General features: G+C 72.0%; 18 protein-coding genes. 14 read left to right on the plus strand and 4 right to left on the minus strand.

The features are described from left to right. Positions 1-77 precede the first annotated feature (77 nt). The gene (ggt, locus tag ABR738_RS32270; protein WP_350233463.1) at positions 78-1892 is read left to right on the plus strand and encodes a gamma-glutamyltransferase; all 1815 of its coding nucleotides are present in this window, start codon (positions 78-80) and stop codon (positions 1890-1892) included. A gap of 156 nt (positions 1893-2048) precedes the next feature. After that, complete coding sequence (locus ABR738_RS32275) at positions 2049-2750, plus strand: glycoside hydrolase family 75 protein (protein ID WP_350233464.1); 702 nt, start codon at positions 2049-2051, stop codon at positions 2748-2750. A gap of 51 nt (positions 2751-2801) precedes the next feature. Here the strand turns inward: ABR738_RS32275 and map are convergent, their stop codons facing one another. Further along, on the minus strand, positions 2802-3569 hold the full coding sequence (gene map, locus ABR738_RS32280; RefSeq protein ID WP_350233465.1) for a type I methionyl aminopeptidase: 768 nt from the start codon (positions 3567-3569) through the stop codon (positions 2802-2804). A gap of 112 nt (positions 3570-3681) precedes the next feature. Here map and ABR738_RS32285 point away from each other — a divergent pair, with 112 nt between their 5' ends. From ABR738_RS32285 to hydA, 5 genes are all read left to right on the plus strand, one after another. Further along, positions 3682-3942: a helix-turn-helix domain-containing protein gene (locus tag ABR738_RS32285; RefSeq protein WP_350233466.1), complete on the plus strand. Its 261-nt coding sequence runs from the start codon at positions 3682-3684 to the stop codon at positions 3940-3942. Positions 3943-4083: 141 nt separating this feature from the next. Beyond that, positions 4084-4617 carry an HAD family hydrolase gene (locus tag ABR738_RS32290; RefSeq protein WP_350233467.1) on the plus strand — a complete coding sequence of 178 codons (534 nt, stop codon included), beginning with the start codon at positions 4084-4086 and terminating at the stop codon, positions 4615-4617. A gap of 134 nt (positions 4618-4751) precedes the next feature. Then, a complete protein-coding gene (locus tag ABR738_RS32295; RefSeq protein WP_350233468.1) occupies positions 4752-5594 on the plus strand; it encodes a nitrilase-related carbon-nitrogen hydrolase in 843 nt (280 codons plus the stop codon). Continuing rightward, positions 5591-6874, plus strand: a complete 1284-nt coding sequence (locus tag ABR738_RS32300; RefSeq protein ID WP_350233469.1) for an aspartate aminotransferase family protein — start codon at positions 5591-5593, stop codon at positions 6872-6874. The genes ABR738_RS32295 and ABR738_RS32300 overlap by 4 nt, the downstream gene beginning before the upstream one ends. Before the next feature lie 80 nt (positions 6875-6954). Next, the gene (gene hydA, locus ABR738_RS32305; RefSeq protein ID WP_350233470.1) at positions 6955-8346 is read left to right on the plus strand and encodes a dihydropyrimidinase; all 1392 of its coding nucleotides are present in this window, start codon (positions 6955-6957) and stop codon (positions 8344-8346) included. A 65-nt stretch (positions 8347-8411) separates the two neighbouring features. Here hydA and ABR738_RS32310 read toward each other — a convergent pair whose 3' ends face one another. Together ABR738_RS32310 and ABR738_RS32315 are read right to left on the minus strand one after the other, a co-directional pair. Further along, positions 8412-10475 carry a PIG-L family deacetylase gene (locus tag ABR738_RS32310; protein WP_350233471.1) on the minus strand — a complete coding sequence of 688 codons (2064 nt, stop codon included), beginning with the start codon at positions 10473-10475 and terminating at the stop codon, positions 8412-8414. Between the two features lie 47 nt (positions 10476-10522). After that, positions 10523-12307: a stealth family protein gene (locus ABR738_RS32315; RefSeq protein ID WP_350233472.1), complete on the minus strand. Its 1785-nt coding sequence runs from the start codon at positions 12305-12307 to the stop codon at positions 10523-10525. Positions 12308-12719: 412 nt separating this feature from the next. Here ABR738_RS32315 and ABR738_RS32320 point away from each other — a divergent pair, with 412 nt between their 5' ends. The 4 genes from ABR738_RS32320 (at position 12720) to ABR738_RS32335 (ending at position 19509) form a co-directional block, all read left to right on the plus strand. Further along, on the plus strand, positions 12720-13721 hold the full coding sequence (locus ABR738_RS32320; protein WP_350233473.1) for a hypothetical protein: 1002 nt from the start codon (positions 12720-12722) through the stop codon (positions 13719-13721). Continuing rightward, positions 13718-16555 (plus strand): stealth family protein, encoded by a 2838-nt coding sequence (locus tag ABR738_RS32325; RefSeq protein ID WP_350233474.1) that lies wholly within the window; start codon positions 13718-13720, stop codon positions 16553-16555. The genes ABR738_RS32320 and ABR738_RS32325 overlap by 4 nt, the downstream gene beginning before the upstream one ends. A gap of 314 nt (positions 16556-16869) precedes the next feature. Beyond that, positions 16870-17868: a TIGR03842 family LLM class F420-dependent oxidoreductase gene (locus tag ABR738_RS32330; RefSeq protein WP_350233475.1), complete on the plus strand. Its 999-nt coding sequence runs from the start codon at positions 16870-16872 to the stop codon at positions 17866-17868. A gap of 114 nt (positions 17869-17982) precedes the next feature. After that, positions 17983-19509 (plus strand): NCS1 family nucleobase:cation symporter-1, encoded by a 1527-nt coding sequence (locus ABR738_RS32335; protein ID WP_350233476.1) that lies wholly within the window; start codon positions 17983-17985, stop codon positions 19507-19509. On the opposite strand, the gene lplAB is transcribed toward ABR738_RS32335, so the two are convergent. After that, positions 19506-20561 (minus strand): lipoate-protein ligase LplAB, encoded by a 1056-nt coding sequence (lplAB, locus tag ABR738_RS32340; RefSeq protein ID WP_350233477.1) that lies wholly within the window; start codon positions 20559-20561, stop codon positions 19506-19508. The genes ABR738_RS32335 and lplAB overlap by 4 nt on opposite strands. Positions 20562-20791: 230 nt before the next feature. Between lplAB and ABR738_RS32345 the strand changes: the two genes are divergently transcribed. From ABR738_RS32345 to ABR738_RS32360, 3 genes are all read left to right on the plus strand, one after another. Beyond that, positions 20792-21619, plus strand: a complete 828-nt coding sequence (locus tag ABR738_RS32345; protein WP_350233478.1) for an inositol monophosphatase family protein — start codon at positions 20792-20794, stop codon at positions 21617-21619. Positions 21620-22152: 533 nt separating this feature from the next. Continuing rightward, complete coding sequence (locus ABR738_RS32355; RefSeq protein ID WP_502964176.1) at positions 22153-23568, plus strand: phytoene desaturase family protein; 1416 nt, start codon at positions 22153-22155, stop codon at positions 23566-23568. After that, positions 23565-24086: an O-acetyl-ADP-ribose deacetylase gene (locus ABR738_RS32360; RefSeq protein ID WP_350233480.1), complete on the plus strand. Its 522-nt coding sequence runs from the start codon at positions 23565-23567 to the stop codon at positions 24084-24086. The genes ABR738_RS32355 and ABR738_RS32360 overlap by 4 nt, the downstream gene beginning before the upstream one ends. Positions 24087-24107: the final 21 nt, after the last annotated feature.

Here is a 24107-nt window from a genome sequence, read left to right on the forward strand (position 1 = left end):
CGCCACCCGACGTGCTCATGACGTGAGCCCGCGCGCGGAGTTACGCTGCGCGGACGTTCGCCCTACGGGAGGTACGCATGCGTCGACCTGCTGCCCGCGCCCTGTCCCTGCTCGCGGCGGCCGCCGCCGTGGTGGCCTCGGTGGCCGCCGCGCCGCCCACGACCGCCGCCCCGCCCGGCAGGTCCCCGGCCAAGGTGCCGGAGGCCATCGGCTACGGGGGAGCGGTGTCCAGCGTGGACGCCGACGCCTCCGCCGCGGGCCTGCGGGTCCTCAAGGACGGCGGCAACGCGGTGGACGCGGCCGTCGCCACCGCCGCCGCCCTCGGCGTCACCGAGCCGTACTCCTCGGGCATCGGCGGAGGCGGCTACTTCGTCTACTACGACGCGGCGTCCCGCTCCGTGCACACCATCGACGGCCGCGAGACCGCCCCCGCGTCGGCCACCTCCTCGCTCTTCCTGGAGGACGGCCGGCCACTGCCCTTCGCCGACGCCGTGACCAGCGGCCTCAGCGTCGGCACCCCGGGCACCGCCGCCACCTGGGACCGGGCCCTGCGCGCCTGGGGCAGCAAGTCGCTCGGCACGCTCCTGAAGCCCGCCGAACGGATCGCGCGCGACGGTTTCACCGTCGACGCCACCTTCCGCTCGCAGACCAAGGACAACCAGGACCGCTTCGCCGACTTCCCCGACACCGCCGAGCTGTTCCTGCCCGGCGGACAGCTCCCGGTGGTCGGCTCCACCTTCAAGAACCCCGATCTGGCCCGCACCTACGAGGAGTTGGGCCGCAAGGGCATCGACGCCCTCTACCGGGGCGACCTCGGCGCGGACATCGTCCGTACGGTGCGCAATCCGCCCGTCGATCCCGCGTCGGGGCGCACGGTGCGCCGGGGTGACCTGACCGCGCGGGACCTGCGGGCCTACGGTGCCAAATACCAGGCGCCCACCGAGGTGAACTACCGGGGGCTCGACGTGTACGGCATGGCGCCGTCGAGTTCCGGCGGCACGACGGTCGGCGAAGCGCTCAACATCCTGGAGCGGACCGATCTGTCGAAGGCGTCGGACGTGCAGTACCTGCACCACTACATCGAGGCGAGCCGCATCGCGTTCGCGGACCGGGGCCGCTGGGTCGGCGACCCGGCGTTCGAGAACGTACCGACCAAGGCCCTGCTCTCGCAGCGCTTCGCCGACTCACGGGCCTGCCTGATCAAGGACGACGCCGTCCTGACCAGCCCCCTCGCGCCCGGCGACCCGCGCCACCCCGAGCGGTGCGGGTCCACCGGGCCCGCCGCCGAGACCACGTACGAGGGCGACAACACCACCCACCTCACCGTGGCCGACAAGTGGGGCAACGTCGTCGCGTACACGCTGACCATCGAGCAGACCGGCGGCAGCGCGATGACCGTGCCGGGCCGTGGCTTCCTGCTCAACAACGAGCTGACCGACTTCTCCTTCGCCCCGGCCGATCCGGCGGTGCACGACCCGAACCTGCCCGGGCCCGGAAAGCGGCCGCGCTCCTCCATCTCGCCGACCATCGTGCTGGACCGGCACGGAAAGCCGGTGCTCGCGCTCGGCTCGCCCGGCGGCGCGACGATCATCACCACCGTGCTCCAGACGCTGATCAACCACCTGGACCGGGACATGCCGCTCGTCGACGCGATCGCGGCGCCCCGCGCCAGCCAGCGCAACGCCGCGCGGACCGAGCTGGAACCCGCGCTCTACGACAGCCCGCTGCGGGGCCGTCTCGAAGCGCTCGGCCACTCCTTCTCGCTCAACCCCGAGATCGGCGCGGCGACCGGAGTGCAGCGCCTGCCCGACGGGCGCTGGCTCGCGGCCGCAGAGAAGGTGCGCCGGGGCGGCGGCTCCGCCCTCGTGGTCCATCCGAGTGGAAAGCAGTAACCCCTTCCCGGGGGCATGGACGGGGCCACTGGCCGGGAGCTGAACGGCTCCGGGCCAGTGGCCCCTTGCCGAAGAAGGCGGTGAACGGGTCACGGTGGTGAGGCGGAAAGGGCGAGCGGCGGGTAAAGGACCTTGTCCGAACAGAAGGGTCCTCCCGTGCGCTCCAGAACGCTCGCCCTCGCCGCCGCTTGCGGCGCCGCCCTGCTCGCCGCGGCGCTCCCCGCCTCCGCGCAGGGCGTCCGTGTCCTTCCCAGGCGGGCCCTGGCCGGCGAGGGCACGGTCAGCGCGGCCGCTCTCCTCGCCAAGGTGACCGGCTGCGCCCCCCTCTCGCACGGCAAGTACCGTATGGACGCCGGAGCTCCGCGCACCGTGCCGGTGTGCGGGGCCAAGGGCGCCGTCTTCTGGAAGGCGGACCTGGACGTGGACTGCGACGGGCAGAGCGGCGCGGTCTGCAACAGGAGGACGGACCCGTACTTCCAGCCCGACACCCGCTTCCACCAGAGCGACGACAAGCCGCTCGACGCGGCGAAGCTGCCCTACGTCGTCGTGCCCAAGCCCAGCCGCGTGTGGGACTACGGCACATCCGGGATCAAGGGGGGCGGGGTCGCGGCCGTCATCCACGGCGACAAGGTCGCCTACGCCGTGGTCGGCGACACCGGGCCCAAGGACACCATCGGTGAGGCGTCGTACGCCACCGCCAAGGCGCTCGGCCTCGATCCCGATCCGAGGACGGGCGGGGCCGAGTCGGACGTCACCTACATCCTGTTCAAGGACTCCGAGGCCATTCCGATCGAGGAGCACAGCGCGGCGGTGTCGCTGGGCGACGAGCTGGCGCAGCACTTCCTTGCCAGCAACTGATGAATCGTCAACTCCGGGCGACCGGGCGGCGCGTGGTGTCGGCCGGAGCCGCTAGAGGCGCGTGAGGACGCGCGGGCCCGCGTCGGTGATGGCGACCGTGTGCTCCGCGTGGGCCGCCCTCGCCCCGCTCACGGTGCGCAGGGTCCACCCGTCGGCCGCCGGGTAGTAGGCGTCGCTCCCGTCGCCGATCACCATCGGCTCGATCGCGAGCACCATCCCGTGCCGCAGCACCATGCCGCGCCCGGGCCGGCCCTCGTTGGGCACGCCCGGGTCCTCGTGCATGTCCCGGCCGATGCCGTGGCCGGCGAACCCGTCGGGGATGCCGTAGCCGGCCTCACGGCAGACCCGTCCGATCGCGTGCGCGATGTCGCCGATGCGGTTGCCCACGAGCGCGGCGGCGATCCCGGCGTCCAGCGCCCTGAACGCCGTCTCGACGAGCGCGGTGTCCTCGGGCCGTGCCCGGCCCACCGTGAAGCTGATCGCCGAGTCGCCGGCCCAGCCGTCGAGCAGCGCCCCGTAATCCACGCTGACCAGGTCGCCGTCGCGCAGCACGTAGTCGTCCGGGATGCCGTGCACGATGGCGTCGTTGACGGAGACGCAGGCCGTGGCCGGGAAGGGGACCGGCGCGAAGTCCGGGTGGTAGTCGAGGAAGGGCGAGGTGGCGCCCGCCTTCTCCAGCACCTCGCGCGCCGCCGCGTCCAGTGCGCGCAGGCTCACCCCGACGTCGGCCGCCTCCCGTGCCGCGGCCAGGGCCTGGGCCACCACCCGCCCCGCCTCACGCATCGCGTCCATCTGCCGGTCACTCTTGATCTTCACCATGGCCATTACTATACCGGTATTTAAATGGTGTCCGCTCGCGGGTCGCCCGCAGGGTCGCGCACGGGCCCGCGTTTTCCGGTGCCCTTCCCGGCGGCGGGGCTAGAATCGGCGCATGGTCCGCACCCCACTCACACCGGAAGAGCGCGCACGCGGCGAGCGACTTGGCCGGCTGCTGCGAACCGCGCGGGGGGACCGCAGCATGCCGGAGATCGCGGCGGCGGCGGGGCTCTCCGCCGAGACGCTGCGCAAGATCGAGACGGGTCGCGCCCCGACCCCCGCGTTCTTCACCGTGGCCGCGCTCGCCTCGGTGCTGGGCCTGTCCATGGACGAGATCGTGTCCGACTGCGCGGCGCCGCCCGCCGTCGCGGCCTGAGGAAGCCGGGCCGCCGTACCCCCGAAAGGCGCTGCCCGCCGGACGGAATCCGGCGTTGGCGAGGCGGCTTTCCGGACGAGTTCAACAGAACGTTGAAATAGGGGATTGAGCCATGGGGTGAGATGGGCATGGTCCCTGGCAATGGACACGACCACCCGCCCCCGGCCGGGGCCGCGCCCCGGACCGCCCGCCGCCTTCTTCGACGTCGAGGGCACGCTCCTCGCCGCGCCGGACCTGGCCGGGCTTACCCTGCCGCTCGGCCGGCTCTGGCATCCGCCGGTCCTCGCCGCGCTGCACGGCCACGCCGCGCTCGGGCACCTCGTCGTCCTGATCGCCCGCGCGGGCGCAGCCGACGTCGCGCCGATAGCCCGCGCCCTCGCGCCCGATGTCGTGCTCTGCTCGCGCCCGCGCGCCCCCATGACCGGGCAGGGCAAGGGATACGCGGTGCGCGCCCTGCTGCGTGAGCGCGGCATCCCGGCCGCACGCTGCTACGCGTACGCGGACGAGGCCGCCGACCTGCCGCTGCTCGCCGAGGTGGGGCACCCCGTGGTGGTGGGCGAGGACCCGGTCCTGCTGCGCCACGCCCGGCGCGGCAACTGGCGGCGCCTTTCGGGGCCCGGCCCCCGGGGAAGTGACGGTGCGTCAGGTCCGGGGGCTCCGGTCACCCCCGGTTGACCTGTGACGCCACAATCAGCCCCGCCGAAGCCGCGATGGTCTTGCCACGGTGCGTGACGCGCCTTACGGTCGCATCCACACACGGATCTACGCGTGTGGATTTGGCTGGCTGACAACCGTCGAAGGAGCAGCTCATGGCCAATGTCGTGCGTGCCGCTCTGGTCCAGGCGACCTGGACCGGCGACACCGAATCCATGATCTCCAAGCATGAGGAACACGCCCGTGAGGCGGCCAGGCAGGGCGCGAAGATCATCGGCTTCCAGGAGGTGTTCAACGCCCCCTACTTCTGCCAGGTGCAGGAGGCCGAGCACTACCGCTGGGCCGAGCCCGTCCCGGACGGCCCCACCGTCACCCGGATGAGGGAACTCGCGCGAGAGACCGGCATGGTGATCGTCGTACCGGTCTTCGAGATCGAGGGCGAGGGGTTCTACTACAACACCGCCGCCGTCATCGACGCCGACGGCAGCTACCTCGGCAAGTACCGCAAGCACCACATCCCCCAGGTCAAGGGGTTCTGGGAGAAGTACTACTTCAAACCGGGCAACCTCGGCTGGCCCGTCTTCGACACGGCCGTCGGCAGGGTCGGCGTGTACATCTGCTACGACCGCCACTTCCCCGAGGGCTGGCGCCAACTCGGCCTCAACGGAGCCCAGTTGGTCTACAACCCCTCCGCCACCTCGCGCGGCCTCTCCGGCTACCTGTGGCAGCTGGAACAGCCCGCGTCCGCCGTCGCCAACGAGTACTTCATCGCCGCGATCAACCGGGTCGGCCGCGAGGAGTACGGCGACAACGACTTCTACGGCACCAGCTACTTCGTGGACCCGCGCGGCCAGTTCGTCGGCGAGGTGGCCAGCGACAAGGAGGAGGAACTGCTGGTACGGGACCTCGACTTCGGCCTCATCGAAGAGGTCCGCCGCCAGTGGGCGTTCTACCGCGACCGCCGTCCCGACGCCTACGAAGGGCTGGTGCGCCCGTGACCCGCAGTCTCCACGACCGCCACCGCGCGGTCCTGCCCGACTGGCTCGCGCTCTACTACCGCGAGCCCATCGAGATCACCCACGGCGAGGGCCGCCACGTCTGGGACGCGAGCGGCAAGAAGTACCTGGACTTCTTCGGCGGCATCCTCACCACGATGACCGCCCACGCCCTGCCCGAGGTCACCAAGGCCGTCGCCGAACAGGCCGGCCGCATCATCCACTCCTCCACCCTCTACCTCGACCGCCCCATGGTCGAACTGGCCGAGCGCATCGCCCAGTTGTCCGGCATCCCCGACGCCCGGGTCTTCTTCACCACCTCGGGCACCGAGGCCAACGACACCGCCCTGCTGCTCGCGACCGCCCACCGCCGCTCCAGCCAGATCCTCGCGATGCGCAACAGCTATCACGGCCGTTCCTTCAGCGCGGTCGGGATCACCGGCAACCGCTCCTGGTCCCCGACCGGCCTCTCGCCGCTCCAGACGCTGTACGTGCACGGAGGGGTGCGCACCCGGGGGCCCTACGCCCATCTCAGCGACGCCCGGTTCATCGAGGCGTGCGTCGCCGACCTCGAAGACCTCCTCGGGCACACCCGCGACGTGGCCGCCCTGATCGCCGAACCCATCCAGGGCGTCGGCGGGTTCACCTCACCGCCCGACGGCCTGTACGCCGCCTTTCGCGAGGTCCTGAACCGGCACGGCATCCTGTGGATCACCGACGAGGTGCAGACCGGCTGGGGCCGCACCGGCGATCACTTCTGGGGCTGGCAGGCCCACGCCGACAGCGGCCCGCCCGACATCCTGACCTTCGCCAAGGGCATCGGCAACGGCATGTCCATCGGCGGCGTCGTGGCCCGCGCCGACGTCATGAACTGCCTGGACAGCAACTCGATCTCGACCTTCGGCGGCTCCCCGGTCACCATGGCCGCAGGCCTCGCCAACCTCGGCCACCTCCTCGAACACGACCTCCAGGGCAACGCCCGGCGCGTGGGCGGACTGCTCATCGAGCGACTGCGCGCGATCGGCGCGCAGCTGCCCATCGTGCGCGAGGTACGCGGCCGGGGCCTGATGGCCGGCATCGAACTGGTGCGGCCCGGCACCGACGAGGCCGACCCGCAAGCGGCAGCGGCGGTCCTGGAAGCCGCCCGCGAAGGCGGCCTCCTCATCGGCAAGGGCGGCGGCCACGACACCAGCGTGCTGCGCGTCGCGCCACCCCTCTCGCTCACCGTCGCGGAGGCCGAGGAAGGCGCCGCCATCCTCGAACGCGCCCTGCGCGCCGTGTAATCGGGGGCCGACGCGGCCGCTCGCGCGTGCGCGTACCCAAGGGGTTCTCACCCGGGCTCGGGGAAGGAGACACGACCAGCATGACCCGCACACTGATCACGGGCGGCCTCGTCATCACGGCCGCCGAGGAAGTCCACGCCGACGTACTCATCGAGGGCGGCCGGATCGCGGCCCTCGCCGCGCCGGGCAGCCAGCGCTGGAGCGCGGACCGCGTCATCGACGCCACCGACACCTATGTCATCCCGGGCGGTGTCGACGCGCACACCCACATGGAGCTGCCCTTCGGCGGCACCTTCGCCTCGGACACCTTCGAGACGGGAACACGGGCCGCGGCCTGGGGCGGCACCACCACCATCGTCGACTTCGCCGTGCAGTCGGTGGGCCGCTCGCTCACCGAGGGCTTCGACACCTGGATGGAGAAGGCGAACGGCCGGTGCGCGATCGACTACGGCTTCCACATGATCGTCTCCGATGTGAACGGCGCGACGCTGAGGGAGATGGACGCCCTGGTCGCCCAGGGCGTGACCTCCTTCAAGCTGTTCACCGCCTACCCGGGCGTCTTCTACAGCGACGACGGCCAGATCCTGCGCGCGATGCAGCAGGCGTCGGGCAACGGCGGCCTGATCATGGCGCACGCGGAGAACGGCCTCGCCATCGACGTCCTGGTCCAGCAGGCTCTGGCCCGGGGTGAGCGGGACCCGCGCCATCACGGCGAGGTGCGCAAGGTCCTGCTCGAGGCGGAGGCCACCCACCGGGTCATCCAGCTGGCCCGGGTCGCCGGGGCGCCCCTGTACGTCGTGCACGTCTCGGCCGACGAGGCGCTGGCCGAGATCGTCACGGCCCGCGACAAGGGCCTGCCCGTCTTCGGCGAGACCTGCCCGCAGTACCTGTTCCTGTCCACCGACAACCTCGCCGAGCCGGACTTCGAGGGGGCCAAGTACGTCTGCTCCACCCCGCTGCGCCCCCGCGAGCACCAGGCGGCCCTGTGGCGCGGCCTGCGCACCGACGACCTCCAGGTCGTCTCCACCGACCACTGCCCCTTCTGCTTCAGCGGCCAGAAGGAGCTCGGCCGGGGCGACTTCTCCAAGATCCCCAACGGCCTGCCCGGGGTGGAGAACCGCATGGACCTCCTCCACCAGGGCGTGGTGGACGGGCACATCACCCGCCGCCGCTGGATCGAGATCGCCTGCGCCGCCCCGGCCCGGATGTTCGGCCTGTACGGCAGAAAGGGCACGATCGCGCCGGGCGCCGACGCCGACGTGGTCATCTACGACCCCGCCGCCGAACAGACCCTCTCCGCCTCCACCCACCACATGAACGTCGACTACAACGCCTACGAGGGCAAGCGCGTGCGGGGCAAGGTGCGCACCGTCCTGTCCCGGGGCGAAGTGATCATCGACAACGGCGCCTACACCGGCCACGCGGGCCACGGGGCGTTCCTGCCGCGCGGGGTGACCCAGTACCTCGGGTGACCCTCCGGCCCCGGGCCGGGCCAAGCCGGCCCGGGGGCGACGCGCGGCCGCCCCGTCGGGCCACGTCAGTGGCCTGAGGCGCCCTTGGCCACGAACGCGGTACGCAGTGCGGCCTGTGGGGTCACATGGGCCAGTACAGGACGGCCCTGCGCGTCGGCGCTCAGTGCCTGGGCGCCGACGACACGGCCGGCGTCCGTGGTCCACTGGGCCTTCGTGCCGGGACGCCACAGCGCCGTACTGGTGGTGCCGTTGTTGTTGCGTCCGGCCAGCAGGATCGCGTCGCCCTGGGCCAGCAGCGCGAGCGGGCCGTAGCCCCGGGCGGTCAGGCCCAGTCGCTCGTCGCGCCAGTCGGCGGAGCCGGGGGCGAGGCGCGCGGCGACGGGGCGACTGGTCTTGGCCTCCCGGTAGGCCAAGGCGATGCCCCCATCGGGGCAGAGCACGGCGGCCGGCGGGTCCGCGGGGGCCGGCAGACGCGTCTGCGCGACGGTGAAGGGGGCGCCGGGCTTGCTCTGCGACCAGTGGTGCACCGCGTCGTGGCCGGAAGCCAGCACGTGCACACGGCCTTCACGGTCGGTGACCGCGCACAGCCCCTCCTGGACCTCGGCGCCGCCCAGGTCCTTCCACGGGGTCCACTGACCGTCGGGGCGCTGCTGGCGCATGGAGATGCCCTTGGACCAGTTGCGGGCGAAGACCAGCGGCCTCTTCTGTCCGTCGGTGGTGACGACCGGGGCGCCGACGCGGCGGCCACGGTCCGGGTCTGTTCCCTCGGGGTTGCCCAAGGAGGACCACGCGCCGAACGGGCCGCCGGGCGAGCGCTGTTCGGCGAAGACGATCTCCCGCCGGTTGTCGTCCACGGAGGCGCCCAGAGCCGCGGTGCGTTCCGCGAACAGCTGCCAGCGGCCGTCCTGCGTGAGACAGGCGGCCATACCGGGCAACAGCCGCTCGGCGGCGAGCAGTTGGGGCGCGCCCCAGGTGCCACTGCCCTTGGCGGTCTCCTGCCACATGACGGCCCGGCCGCCGAGGACCGCGAAAGCGGTCAATCGGCCGTCGGCCGCGGCGTGCAGCACCGGACCCGCGGGATCGCGCAGGGAGGTCCGCTGCAACCAGCCCGTTCCGTACGAGCGGTCCTTGCCGACGTCGTAGTCGCCGCAGCCGGCCGCGAAGTCGCAGCTGTCGGGGGAGCCGCCGTAGACATTGAGGACGTCGGCCTTCGCGCGGACGAGCTGGGCGGGGAGGTTCTGGGGCCAGCGCTCGTTGTAGTAGCCGCGATAGGACACGACCGCGTACGGGCGCCCGGCACCCGGACCCTGATAGCGCTCAAGAGCGGCCAGCGTGAACAGGGCGGCGGCGGTGTGGTCCGGGTGATCGGAGTACCCGGGCTGGTCGTGGTGGAGGCGTTGCTTGGCGTCGTGCACCTGCATGTCCGGGTCCGGATCCATCATCCGGACCACGGTGGGGCGGTACTTGTCGAGCAGGTGGGCGAGGGCCGCGATCACACTGTCGCGGGTGACCGGATGCGTGCCCTGTACCGGTGAGCCGGTGCTGACGAGCGTACTGGTCGCCATGGACGGATCCGCCCACAGTTCGGGAAGCCCCTTGCTGGGGCCCGAGCCGTAGGAGCTGTGCTGACGGATGCCGAGGAAGACCAGCTGAAGGCCGGGGTGGCCGTCCAGGGTGTCGACCTCGACGCGGGTGCCGTCCGGCAGGGCCACGGCTTCGGCTCGCCACGCGGCGTCTGCTGCGCCGGTGGCCATCTGCGCGTAGGCCTGGCGCAGGCCCTGCCGGCGCGCCCCGGCGTAGGCGGCCACGTCCGGCTTCGGCGGCGTCGTGGACCCGGGGACCTTGTTGATGCCCCCGGTCTCGCCGCAGTTGAGATAGACGCTGACGACCTGGTCATTGGCGGAGATGGACTGCGACAGCTCGGGATTCATGAAGTACAGGTCGTCATCGGGGTGCGCCACGACCTGCATCACCCGCCCTCCGCTGTGTCCGTCCTGCGCGGCGGGCACAGTGGCGCGGCCCGTGCCGGCGGGCTTGTCGGCGTGGGAGGAGCAGGCGGCGGCGCCCAACGCGACGAATCCCGCCACGACGGTGCGGCGGGCAGGACGGCTGCAAGGAAGCGGCTGCATGGCGAAGTCCTGGGCAGAAAGTGCGGGGTCCGGTCTGCGGCCCTGGGTCAAGGGGTCCGCTCGAACCTGCTCGCCACCGGGAAGTAGGCCTTGAGGAACGTACGGATGAGACGGTCGCTGCGCGCGAAGTCCGCCTCGTCGGACGTGGTGTCGTTGAGGCAGAACACGTCCTTGTCGCGGTCGCGCAGCAGCCGGTCGAGCTGGCTCGGCGTGTGCGGGTGGGCCACGTCGCGGTAGACGTAGCGCAGGTCCCCGGGGACCGCGCGACGGGTGTGGAAGGCGTGGTAGTGGTACAGCGACGAGGGTATGGCTATGTCGTCGCTGCTGCGAAAGCGCCGGGAGGCCGTCGTGGCGTGCTGCTCGGCGAACTCCTCCTCTATCTCGTCCAGGACGCTGCGGCTCAGCGCGTGCGGCATGTGCCGCATCTTCTCCACGGGGGTGGTGCCGAAGCGCTGCTGTATGAGCGAGCGGTTGTTCTTCCCGGCCGCTGCCACGGGCACGTCGTCGGCGGAGGGCGGGCCGAGCGGCACCAGGGCGGGGGAGGGGAAGAACCTGGTCAGCCCGTTGGCGAGGAAGAAGTCGCCGGGCGCGGCCTCCGAGCCGAGGAACACGTCGTCGTTGAAGTAGAGGAAGTGCTCCGACAGCCCGTCGATGTGATGAAGCTGACTCTCGATGGCGTGGGAGTTGAAGGTCGGCAGCACGCTCGAGTCGCTGAAGATGTCGCGGTGCGACACCACCTGGATGCCGGGGGCCGAGGTGTCGAGCCAGGCCGGCGTCTGGTCGTCGGTGACGAGGTAGATGGTGCGGATCCACGGGGCGTACATGTCCAACGAGCGCAGCGAGTACCGCAGTTCGTCGTGGTCGGCGTAGCGCGCGGCGTTGGCCGCCTCCGCGTGGTAACTGGTCCCCGAGAACCGCGAGCGGCGCTCGAGCCAGGCGGGGTCGGAGCCGTCGACCCAGGTGTAGACCGCGTCGATGGGAAACGATATGTCACGCGGCAGGACGGTGGTGAACTCCTCGCGCGTACGGACCGTCAGCAGGCCTCGGTCGCGGGAGCCGTAGGGCGCGGTGAAGGTCTCCGCGGGGACCTCGACGGTCTTCCCCTCGACGGCCACGGTCTCGGCGATGGAGTTGCGCCGGGGCGCCGTCAGGCGGTCGCCGTCGGCGGCCCAGAATTCCAGGTCGCAGCCGTGCTCGGGCCCGAGCACCAGCTGCCGGGTGGGGTCGGTCCGGTAGGCGAAGACGCGGACCACGTCCGCCTGCGAGAACCGCCCCCAGCTCGCGGGCCGGAAGCCGGCCAGGACCCGGCCGCCGTTCTCGGGGGACGTCAGGTAACCGGGGTAGGAGCCGCAATGCTCGCTCAGGACCCGCAGCGCGGCGGGACGGTCGGCCCGGGAGACGGCGACGGTGGTGGCCGAACGGTCCTGGCGGCGGACGCAGAAGTAGTCGATGCCCGCGCCGGACAGGGCCTGGGTGACGGTGGCCAGATTCGTGCGCCGCGCGGTCTCGGGGGAGAGGCGGGGCTCGGGCAGCGCGATGCGCAGCCGGCCCTCTGCCGTGACGACGGTCGCACCGGACTCGGCGATCAGCGCGTGGTGGGTCGCGGCGAAAGCGGAGGACCGCACCTGGACGGCCTGAAGCGCGCTGGAGGCGGCGCCGATGCGCTGCTTGACCCGGCGGCGCTGCTCGGGCGAGAAACGCCGGGCGATGGCTCGCCGGCCCTGGACGGGCAGCACTTTTCGGTACAACGAGACCAGACTGGACGCCTCGGCGCTGGGCCGAATCCCCCCATGTCCGACCTGGACGCCGAATGCGTCCGGCTGGTTCACCACGACTGCCCCCTGCCGACGGGCCCCGGTCGCATCTACTTCTTGGGCCTTCGTCATATTCTTCTGTCTCCGTGTAAAAAACGTCCCAGCCGGGACGGCAGCCACGCGGACCCCCCAAAGGCGCGGCGAGTGACCTGAACCAGCGATTCTCATGTGAATCACATGTGAAGTTAACATGTTGGGCCTTGGCTACTCGGTAAAGCCCTGGGAAACCTGTGGCGTTCCACCACCACCGATGCGATCTCTGTGAGATACGTCTCGCCGGCTCAATTCGGTGGTCGACGCCATGGTGCGGTTGTGTCCGGCACAACGGAAAACCGCGGGGCCCGACGAGCTGGCGCGGGTTCGCCTCGCACGGGGGTGGTGCGTCTCACGCAAAGGGACGCGGCTTGAGAGATTCGGAGAACGGAGCGTCATGGGTGAACCCCTTCTGTCCCACGCGGTGCGCGCCGCCAAGTGGGCCCGGGGCACAGCGGTGCGCGCCCGGCGACGGGCCGAGCAGATCGACACGGTGCCCGCGCTCGGCGCCCGTGCCCGCTCCCGCCCGCCGCTGCGGCCCGTGCATCTGTCGCTCCTCGGCGGCCGCACGCTCAACCTCGCCGTGCCCTGCCCCGTGCCGCCGGCCGGCGTCGCCGAGATGCAGCTCCACCTGGAGTCCCACGGCCGCGTCGAGCAGCTGCCCCTTGAGCAGGAGGCGCAGCCCGACGGCACCACGCTCCTGACCGTGACCACCCCCCTGCGTCACGCCCGGTACAACCCGCCCTCCGCGCACGGCCCCCGCCTCGCCGACGGTCTGTGGCGCATGAGCCTGGTGGCCGTCGACCACCAGGGCCGCACCCGCCGCACCCCGATCGCCGCGCTGGGCGACGCGGTGTCGGACGGGCCCACCCTGCGCACCCCGCCCGACCCCGCGACCGGGGTGCACTACCGGGTGGTCCGCACGCTCGACGGCCACGCCATGATCAAGGTCTCGGCGCCGCGCCGCCAGGCCGAACTGGTCTCCCTCGACCTCAAGTGGGACCGGATCACCGTGCGCGGCAGGCTCATCGCGGTCCGTGCTCCCGGGCCCCAGGCCGGTGCCGAGGCCGTGCGGCGCGGCGTCGGCGGCACGCCGCTGGCCATCCCCACCCAGTGGCAGGGTCCCGAGTTCACCTTCGACCTGCCGCTCGCCGAGATGAGCCGTGAGGGCCGGGGACAGCGCATGTGGGACATCCGGCTGCGGTCGGGGACGACCCATCTCAAGATCGCGCGCAGGCTCACCGACGTACGCCACCCCAAGCGGGTCTTCCGCACGCCCTTCCGCAGCGTCGCCCTGGCGGACGGCACGGTGCTGCGCGTGCACGCCCACCTCTCGGCAGCCGGCACCCTCGCCGTCAGCTGCGCCCCCTTCGTCACTCCCGAGGACACCAACCGATGAAGATCACTTTCCTGCTCACCTGGGGCGACGAGATGGGCGGCACCGAGATGGCCGTCTACACCCAGGCCCACCATCTGATGTCGCGTCATCAGGTGGAAGTGATCAGCGTCTTCAAGACCCGCCCCGAGCCGTTCTTCGAGGCGGGCCGCGACGTCCCGCGCCGCTACCTCGTGGACCGCACCGGGTCCTACGAGCGCCCCGTGCGCGCCACCGGCCTGGCCGAGCAGGACTGCCGCACCCTGGCGTCCCTGCCGAGCGAGCTGATCAAGCCGTCCTGGGAGTCGACCTTCGACCGGCTCTCCGACATCGAGATGACCACCGCGCTCGGCTCGCTCGACACCGACGTGCTCATCACGACCACCCCCGCCCTGATGGCCGCCGCCGCCACCCTGGCCCCCAGCCGCGTCGTCACGGTCCACCAGGAGCACCGCGCCTCCCAGCTGCGTGGTGTCTCCGGCGAGCCCCTGCTGGTCTACGCGCCCCGCATCGACGCGCTGGTCTCCCTGACCGACCGCACCAACGACTGGTTCGCCGACAGCCTCGGCGCGGCCGCCCCCGAGCTGGTCGCGATACCCAACGCGGTGCCGGACGGCTTCCGTCCGCGCTCGGACCTCGACAGCAAGACCATCGTGCTGGCCGCCCGCATGACACCGGAGAAGCAGATCGACCATGCCGTCGAGGCCTTCGCCGCGATCGCGGACGAGCACCCCGGCTGGACCATGCGGATCTTCGGCGACGGCCCCCAGGAAGTGAATCTGCGCCGTCTGGTCGACGGCTTCTCGCTGCACGACCGCGTCCAGCTCATGGGCCGCTCCGCCCAGATGGAGCAGGAGTGGGCCAAGGCTGCCCTCGCCGTGCTGCCCTCGCGCAACGAGGCCTTCCCGCTGGTGCTGCTCGAGGTCTTCGCGGCGGGCGTGCCCGTGGTCGCGTACGACATCGTCACCGGCCCCGCCGAGATCATCCGCCACGGTGTGGACGGGCTGCTCGTGCCCGCAGCCGACAAGGACGCGCTGGCCACCTCCATGGCCAAGCTGATGGAGGACGACGACACGCGCCGCGCGTTCGGCGCCGCCGCCCGCACGGGCGTGCGCGAACGCTTCGGCGCCGCCGAGATCACCGGCCGCTGGGAAGAGCTCTTCACCCGCCTGCTGGCCCGGCGCGACGACCCCAAGCGGCTCGCCGAGCGCGCCGACCGGATCGCCCGGCGCGTCGCGGCCGGTGGCACCCGCAGCTTCAACGTCAGCGCGCCCGTCAGCGGCCTCGCCGACTCCGTCGACGAGCAGAAGGCCCGCGAGGTACTGCTCCAGGCCCAGGACCGCACCGGCACCATCGTGCGCACCGCGGGCCGCCTGGCCGAGGTCCGTGACGACATCCTGGCTCCCCGCATGGCCGAGTGGAACCTCGAACTCGCCACCTCCGCCCTCGACGCCCACAACGTGCCCTACGTGCTCCTGCGCGACGCCGGCACCTCCTACCGGGTCGCGGTCGAGGTCGAGCGCAGGCCCGAAGCCCTGGCGGCGCTCGCCACCGAACTGCACGGCAAGCCCGTCTACGGCGAACTCATCTCGCCCAACGGCGCGGTGCCCGGCGCCTGGCTCGCCGAACGGCTGCGCGGCGCAGACGACGTGGCGGGGGTGCGCGTCTTCAAGCCGGTCGTCACCACCAGCCGCACCCTGCGCTACGGGCCGGCCTTCGGCTGCACCGTGGAGTTCTGGGACGAGAGCGGACCGGACGAGGAGTTCCCCGGCTGGCGCAAGGCGCCGCGCGGCTCCACCCTGGTCGGGCCCCGCCTTCCCGACCTGAAGGGGGGCGCGACGCTGCGGGTGGGCGAGCGCGAGCACCCCACGGACAAGGCGTACACCGGCCGCCTCATGAACGACATCGACTTCCCCATCGACGTCGTCTACACCTGGGTCGACGACACCGACCCCGCGTGGCAGGAGCGCCGCGACGCCGCGCGCCGCGCGGCCGGCATCACCACGGCCGCCGACGCCGACCACGGCGACGTACGCTTCCGCAACCGCGACGAACTGCGGTACTCCCTGCGGTCGTTGGCCATGTACGCGCCCTGGGTGCGCACCATCCACCTGGTCACCGACGACCAGGCCCCCTCCTGGCTCGACACCAGCGACCCGCGCGTCAACCTGGTCAGCCACCGCGACATCTTCGGCGACGCCAGCTGGCTTCCCACCTTCAACTCCCATGCCATCGAAAGCCAGTTGCACCGCATCGAGGGCCTGTCCGAGCACTTCCTCTACCTCAATGACGACGTGTTCATCGGGCGGCCGCTGACCCCGCAGTCCTTCTTCGACAGCAGCGGCAACGCCCTCCACTTCCGTTCGCCCACCGCCGTGCCGCCGAGCGAGCTCTCCGACGACGACGAGGGTTACTTCGCCGCCGCGAAGAACAACCGGGCGCTGCTTGAGGAGATGTTCGGCCGCACCGCGACCCACAGCTTCCTGCACGCTCCCCACCCGCTGCGGCGCAGCGTCCTTCAGGAGATCAGCGAGAAGTTCCCCGAGCAGGTCGCGGCCACGGCGGCCAGCCGCTTCCGGGCCTCCTCCGACCTGTCCATCACCTCCTCCCTGCACCACCACTACGGGTACCTGACGGGCCGCTCCACGCCCTCGACGATCTCCTGCACCTACGTCAATGTGGGCAACCCCCAGCACCACACGGTCCTGAGCCGTCTGCTGGCCACCCGCAACCGCAGCGTCTTCTGCATCGGCGAGTCGGCCAACGCGGAGGTCTCCGTCGAGGAACAGGACCGCACCTTGCGGGCCTTCCTCGCGGCCTACTTCCCCGTGCCCTCGCCCTTCGAGCAGAGGCGCTGAAGGAACACAGCGGCATGAGGAGGGGGCGGCGCTTCGGCGCCGCCCCCTCGGCCTTTCACCGCGCGCCGCGACCGGGCGGGAGCACCCGTTCGTGGACACTGTGCCAAGAGGCCGGGACACGCGCCGAAGCCCTCTTGCCAAGCCTTGGGGGAAGGTCCAGGATTTCCCTCCTCGGACCGCTCATGAGGCTCGCTCGACCCGGCCCGGCATGGTCTGACGTGGAAGGACACCAGCCCCTACCCCCCGGCCCGGAAGCACCGCACGGACGCACCCGCACGGACGCACCACCGCCACGTGGACCGCTAGGAGCACTGATGGATTTCGGACTCGTCCTCCAGACCGACCCGCCCGCGTCGGCCGTCGTCGGCCTCATGCGGCGCGCGGAACGCAACGGCTTCCGCTACGGCTGGACCTTCGACTCCTCGGTGCTCTGGCAGGAACCGTTCGTCATCTACAGCCGCATCCTGGAACACACCACCAAGCTGACCGTCGGCCCCATGGTGACCAACCCCGGCACCCGCACCTGGGAGGTCACCGCCTCCACTTTCGCCACCCTCAACGAGATGTACGGCAACCGCACGGTGTGCGGCATCGGGCGCGGCGACTCGGCGATGCGAGTGGCGGGACGCAAACCCAACACCCTGGCCAGGCTCGGGGAGGCGATCGGCGTCATCCGCGACCTCGCCGAGGGCCGGGAGGCCGAGGTCGACGGACAGCGCCTGAGGCTGCCGTGGGTCAAGGACGGCAAACTGCCCGTCTGGATGGCCGCGTACGGTCCGAAGGCCCTCGCGCTCGCGGGCGAGAAGGCCGACGGGTTCATCCTTCAGCTCGCCGATCCCTATCTGACGGAGTGGATGGTCAAGGCGGTCCGCGAGGCGGCCGCCGACGCGGGGCGCGACCCGGAGTCCATCACGATCTGTGTCGCCGCGCCGGCCTACGTCGGCGACGACCTGGCCCACGCCCGCGAGCAGTGCCGCTGGTTCGGCGGCATGGTCGGCAACCACGTGGCGGACCTGGTGGCCCGCTACGGCGAGCACTCCGGTCTGGTCCCCGAAGCGCTCACCGAGTACATCAAGCGGCGTCAGGGATACGACTACAGCCACCACGGCAGGACCGGGAACCCCGACACCGCCTTCGTGCCCGACGAGATCGTGGACCGCTTCTGTCTGCTGGGCCCGGTCCAGGCCCACATCGACAAACTGAGGGCGCTGCGCGAACTCGGCGTGGACCAGTTCGCGCTGTACGCCATGCACGACGCGCGCGAGGCGGTCATCGACGCGTACGGCGCGCAGGTCATCCCGGCCCTGAGCTGACGGCCCGCCAACTCCCCTGCCGGGCCGTTCAACCCGCTGCCCGGCCCCTCAACCACCCGCCCCGCAAGGCCCGTTCGCCTCCCCCCGCCGCGTCCCCGAACGGATGGCCTGCTCATGCCCGACACCTCCGCCATACCCGAACTCCCCGCGCGCCAGGGCCGGTTCAGCAACGCGGACCTGCGTCCTGTGCCCCGCGAGGCGCGCGTCTGGTCGACCTACAACTTCGCCGCGCTGTGGGTCGGCATGGCCCACAACATCCCCTCCTGGACGCTCGCCTCGGGCCTCGTCGCGCTCGGCATGGACTGGAAACAGGCGGTCTTCACCATCGCCGTCGCCAACGTGACCGTGCTCGTCCCGATGCTCCTGACCGGACACGCGGGCCCGAAGTACGGCATCCCCTTCCCCGTTCTGGCCCGCGCCTCCTTCGGGCTGCGCGGCGCCAACCTTCCGGCCATGATCCGTGCCGCCGTGGCGTGCTGCTGGTTCGGCATCCAGACCTGGATCGGCGGCCAGGGCGTCTTCGTCCTGCTCGGCAAGGTCTTCGGCGGCTGGACCCACGCGGCGGAGATCGGCGGCCAGCCCTGGACGCTGTGGCTGTGCTTCGCCGCCTTCTGGGCCCTCGAACTCGCCATCATCCACCGGGGGATGGAGACCCTGCGCCGCTTCGAGAACTGGGCGGCGCCCTTCGTCCTGATCGGCGCGCTCGTCCTGCTCGCGTGGATCGCCCACAAGGCGGGCGGCTTCGGCCCGCTCCTGGACCAGCCCGCACGGTACGGCTGGGGCCCGCACTTCTGGCGGGTCTTCTTCCCGTCCCTCATGGGCATGATCGGCTTCTGGGCCACGCTGTCCCTGAACATCCCCGACTTCACCCGCTTCGGCCGAGGCCAGCGCGCCCAGGTCTGGGGCCAGACGCTCGGGCTGCCCACCACGATGACCGCCTTCGCGCTCCTGTCGGTCCTGGTCACCTCCGGCTCCCAGGCGGTGTACGGGGCGCCGATCTGGAACCCGGTCGACCTGGTCGCCAAGACCGACAACGTCTTCGGGCTGCTCTTCGCGCTGGTCACCGTCCTCGTCGCGACGATCTCCGTCAACATCGCGGCCAACGTGGTCTCCCCGGCGTACGACCTGGCGAACCTCGCGCCCAGGATCATCACCTTCCGCCGGGGAGCGCTCATCACGGGTGTCGTCGGCGTCCTGGTCCTGCCGTGGAAGCTGACCTCGACGCCCCAGCTGTACATCTTCACCTGGCTCGGCGTGGTGGGCGGGCTCCTCGGCACGGTCGCGGGGATCCTCATCGCCGACTACTGGGTGGTGCGCCGCACCGTCCTGGACGTCGCCGATCTCTACCGGGTCGGCGGCCGCTACTGGTACCGGGGCGGCTGGAACTGGCGGGCGGTGGCCGCGTTCGCGATGGGCGGCGTCCTCGCGGTCGGCGGCTCGTACTCCACGCTCGACGAGCACGGAGCCAAAGCCGGCCCCTTCCCCACGCGCGGTCTCATCCCCCTCCTGAAACCGCTCGCGGACTACGGCTGGGCGGTGGGACTCGGCTCGGCGCTCGTGCTGTACGCCGCCCTGTCGGCCGGAAACCGGCCCGCACACCGCGCGGCCCAGGACCCGGACGCCCCCGGGCCGCGCTCCTAGGGCACGCGCGCGGTCCACTCCTCGGCGGAGAACTTCGTGGCCGCGAGCTCGCGCGCCCGGGACATCTCCACGTCCGTGACACGGCCCTCGGCCAGGCCGTAGCGGGAGCGGAAGGACGCGATCATCCGCTCGATCACCGTCTCGCGCGCCAGACCCGTCTGGCGCCGCAGCGGATCGACGCGCTTCTTCGCGCTCGTGGTGCCCTTGTCGGACAGCTTCTCCTTGCCGATGCGCAGCACGTCCATCATCTTGTCCGCGTCGATGTCGTACGCCATCGTCACGTGGTGCAGCACCGCGCCGTCGTCCGCGACCATCCGCTTCTGCGCCGCGCCCGCGATCTTGCCCGCCTCGGTCGCGATGTCGTTGAGCGGCTGGTACCAGGCCTTGACGCCCATGTCGCCGAGCGCGCCGAGCACCCAGTCGTCGAGGTAGGCGTAGCTGTCCGCGAAGGAGAGACCCTGCACGAGGGCGTTCGGCACGGAGAGCGAGTACGTGATGGTGTTGCCGGGCTCGATGAACATGGCGCCGCCGCCGCTGATCCGCCGCACGACCGTGATGCCGTGGCGCTCGGCGCCCCGCGGATCGACCTCGTTGCGCAGCGACTGGAAGCTGCCGATGACCACCGCGGGCGCGCCCCACTCCCACACCCGCAGCGTCGGCGGACGCCGGCCGGCCGCGACCTCGGCGGTGATGACCTCGTCGAGCGCCATGTGCAGGGCGGGCTCCTGCGGACCGTCGTGGATGAGCTGCCAGTCGTAGTCGTTCCAGTCGGTGGCATGGGCCAGGGCCCGGCGCACCGCGACCGCGACCCCGTCCGACGACAGACCGTACATGGTGGTGCCGGGCGGCAGGGCCGCGTCGATACGGGCCGAGAGGCCGGCGGCGGTGGTGTCGGCGGGGGCGCCCTCCAGAGCGCCGTTGATCGCGTCGATCGCCTCGTCGGGTTCGAGGAAGAAGTCACCCGCGACCCGTACGTCCCGCAGGACGCCGTCGCGCGTCTCCAGATCGACCACGACGAGCTTGCCGCCGGGGACCTTGTATTCGCCGTGCACCGTTTGTGCCTCCCTCTGTTCTGAGCGGGCTCAACGGTAATGCGCTCCGCGCTGTTTCGCGGCGCGGGGCCGCCCGCTCCGGGAAAGCCGGGGCCGGCCGGCCGGGCTCCGGGCGGCCGCGGAAAACCCCGGCGGCGCTCCGGCCGGACGTCGCCCTGTGGCCACGCACTGTTCACCGAGGGAGCTCCCGTGGCTCGCCCGTTGTCAGTGGCGCGTGCTTTGCTGGACGCATGATCGACGAAGGAATTCTCGAGGGTGTCCCGGCAGCGGTGGAAGAGGCGGTCCGCAAGGCGGCGGCCGCTGAGATCATGCCGCGCTTCCGCCGCCTGGCCCTGCACGAGATCGTCGAGAAGAACGGCCCGCACGATCTCGTGACGGTCGCCGACCGGCTCGCCGAGGAACATCTGACAGCCGCCCTGACCGCGATACTTCCGAGCTCGGTGGTCGTCGGCGAGGAGGCCGTGCACGCCGATCCGGCGGTGTACGAGGCGCTGCGCGGCGACGCGCCGGTGTGGATCGTCGACCCCGTGGACGGCACCCGCCAGTTCGTCCGGGGCGAAGCCGGCTTCTGTACTTTGGTCGCCCTCGCCCACCGGGGCGAACTGCTGGCGTCGTGGACGTACGCGCCGGCGCTCGACGAGATGGCCGTCGCCGTCCGCGGCCGGGGCGCCACCCTCAACGGCGAGCCGCTGCACGCCGGTTCACCCCAGCCGGGCGCGGTCCTGCGGGTCGCCACCTCCCACCCGGACTACACCACGCCCGAGCAGAAGCAGGCCCTCCTGGCCCTGCGCACCGAGGGCGTGGAGGCGGTGCCGTGCGGCTCGGCCGGCCTGGAATACCTGGCGATCGCGCGAGGAGAGCTCGACGCGCTGGCGTTCTCCTGGGAGTACGCCTGGGACCACGCGGCGGGGCTGCTCCTGGTCACCGAGGCGGGCGGCGCGCAGACCACTGTCGCCGGGGTGCCGTTCCGGATCGCCGGGGGCAACGAGCTTCCGTTCACCGCGGCACGCGACGCGGCGACGGCGGAGCGGATCCGGGGGCTGCTCGCGGGGGAGTGAGGCATCGGGCGCGGGTGACCCGCGGCGTCCCGGGCCCGGTCAGGCCGGCGCTGTCCGCACCTCGCTCACCGGGTCCTGGGCCAGATCCATCGCGTCGGGGTCGAGGCGGGTCAGGGCCGCCGAAGCCCGCGGGCGCGGCGGGCAGGGCGGCCGCCGCGCCCTTCTCGCTGAGCGGCCAGCCCCGGTGATGGGCGACCTCCACCGGGGCGCCGGTCACCCGCTCGGCCGGCCGGGCCCGCGCGGGCACGTCGAGCTCACCCCGGTCGTGGACGCCGGGGTCCCAGTCGGAGTCCGGCCGGTACGTGCTCCGGGCGCGGCTGCCGCCCAGGGTGACGGCCACCACGCCGGGCACCTCGGTCAGCCACGCGGCGATGGCGGAGACGCGGTGACCGAAGGCGACGTCCGATGGTGGTGTCCGATGGCGGTGTGGGATGGCGAGTTCACCCCTCGCACGCCACCCCCGGCGGGATTGTCGGCGCGCCGGAATATCCTGGGGTCCTTGGCCGTGGCGTGAGGAGTCCGAGGTGGCGTCGATGCTCGATGCAGTCGTCGTGGGGGCGGGTCCCAACGGGCTGACCGCCGCCGTCGAACTGGCCAGGAGGGGCCTGGGCGTCGAGGTCTTCGAGGCCAAGGAGACCGTGGGCGGAGGCGCGAGGACCGAGGAGCTCACCCTCCCCGGCTTCCGTCACGACCCGTGCTCCGCCGTGCACCCCCTGGGCATCGGCTCGCCCGCCTTCCGCGCCATGCCGCTGGAGCGCTACGGGCTGCGATGGCTGCACCCCGAACTGCCGATGGCCCACCCCTTCGACGACGGCACGGCCGCGGTGCTCTCCCGCTCGGTCGCCGAGACGGCCGCGTCCTTCGGCCCGCGCGACGCGGGAGCGTACCGCCGTCTGATGACCCCCTTCCTCGGCAAATGGGACGTGCTGGCACGGGACTTCATGTCGCTGCCGCTCACCGCCCTGCCGCGCGACCCTGTCGGACTCGCCCGGTTCGGCACGGTGGGGCTGCCGCCCTACACGTGGCTGATGCGCCGCTTCCGCGACGACCGGGCGCGCGCCCTGATGGCCGGGCTCGTCGCCCACGTCATCGCCCCGCTGGGAGGCATCGCCACGGCGGGCGTCGGCATGCTCTTCGCACTCGCCGCGCACGAGAACGGGTGGCCGCTGCCGCGCGGGGGCTCCCAGTCGATCTCCGATGCCCTCACCGGGTATCTGCGCGACCTCGGGGGCGTCGTCCACACCGGCTTCGAGGTCAAGCGCCTCGACGACCTGCCGCCGGCCCGCGCCTACCTCTTCGACACCTCGCCGACCGCGCTCGCCCGCATCGCGGGCCTGGGCAGCGCCTACGCGGACTACCGGTACGGCGCCGCCGTCTTCAAAATCGATTACGCCCTTGACGGACCCGTGCCCTGGACCGCGAAGGAGGCCCAGCAGGCCGGCACCGTCCAGATCGGCCCGTCGAGCCGCGACATCGGCGCCGCCCTGAGCCAGGCATCCGGCGGCACCGCCCCCCGCACGCCGTTTCTGATCACCGCCCAGCCGAGCCTCGTCGACGCCTCACGGGCGCCAAAGGGCAAGCACGTGTTCTGGGCGTACGGCCATGTCCCCAACGGATGGGAGGGCGACTTGACGGACGCCATCGAGCGCCAGCTCGAGCGGTTCGCGCCCGGCTTCCGCGACCGGATCCTGGCCCGTGCGACCGCGGGCCCGCCCCAACTGGCCGCGCGCAACGCCAACTACGTGGGCGGCGACATCGCCTGCGGCGCCGCCCGCGGCCTCCAACTGCTGCTCCGCCCGAAGATCTCCCTGTTCCCGTACGCGACCCGGCACCCCTCGGTGTTCCTGTGCTCGTCGGCCGCCTGGCCGGGCCCGGGCGTCCACGGCATGTCCGGCCACAACGCCGCGAAGGCCGTGTGGCGCCGCCTGCGCGAGGCGGACCGGCGATGACACCGGCGCGGGCGAAGATCGTCCTGGTACGCGGTGACATCACCGAGCAGGTGGTGGACGCCATCGTCAACGCCGCGAACTCCTCGCTGCTCGGCGGCGGCGGGGTGGACGGCGCGATCCACCGGCGCGGCGGCCCCGCCATCCTGGCCGAGTGCCGCGCGCTGCGGGCCTCGCAGTACGGCAAGGGCCTCAAAACGGGCCAGGCGGTCGCCACCACGGCGGGGCTGCTGCCCGCCCGCCATGTGATCCACACGGTCGGCCCGGTGTACGGCGGTGGCGGCGGCGACGCGTCGCTGCTTGCCTCCTGCTACCGGGAGTCGCTGCGAGTGGCCGGCGAACTGGGCGCGCGCACGATCGCGTTCCCGGCGATCTCCACCGGTGTCTACGCGTGGCCGATGGAGGACGCTGCCAGGATCGCGGTTCAGACGGTGCAAGCAGCGGAGACGTCGGTCGAGGAGGTCAGGTTCGTACTCTTCGACGAGCGGGCGTACGAGGCGTTCGCGGCGTGGGTGAGCTGACGGGTTGTCATGACGCGCGCG

It is taken from the genome of Streptomyces sp. Edi4, assembly GCF_040253615.1.
Lineage (GTDB): Bacteria > Actinomycetota > Actinomycetes > Streptomycetales > Streptomycetaceae > Streptomyces.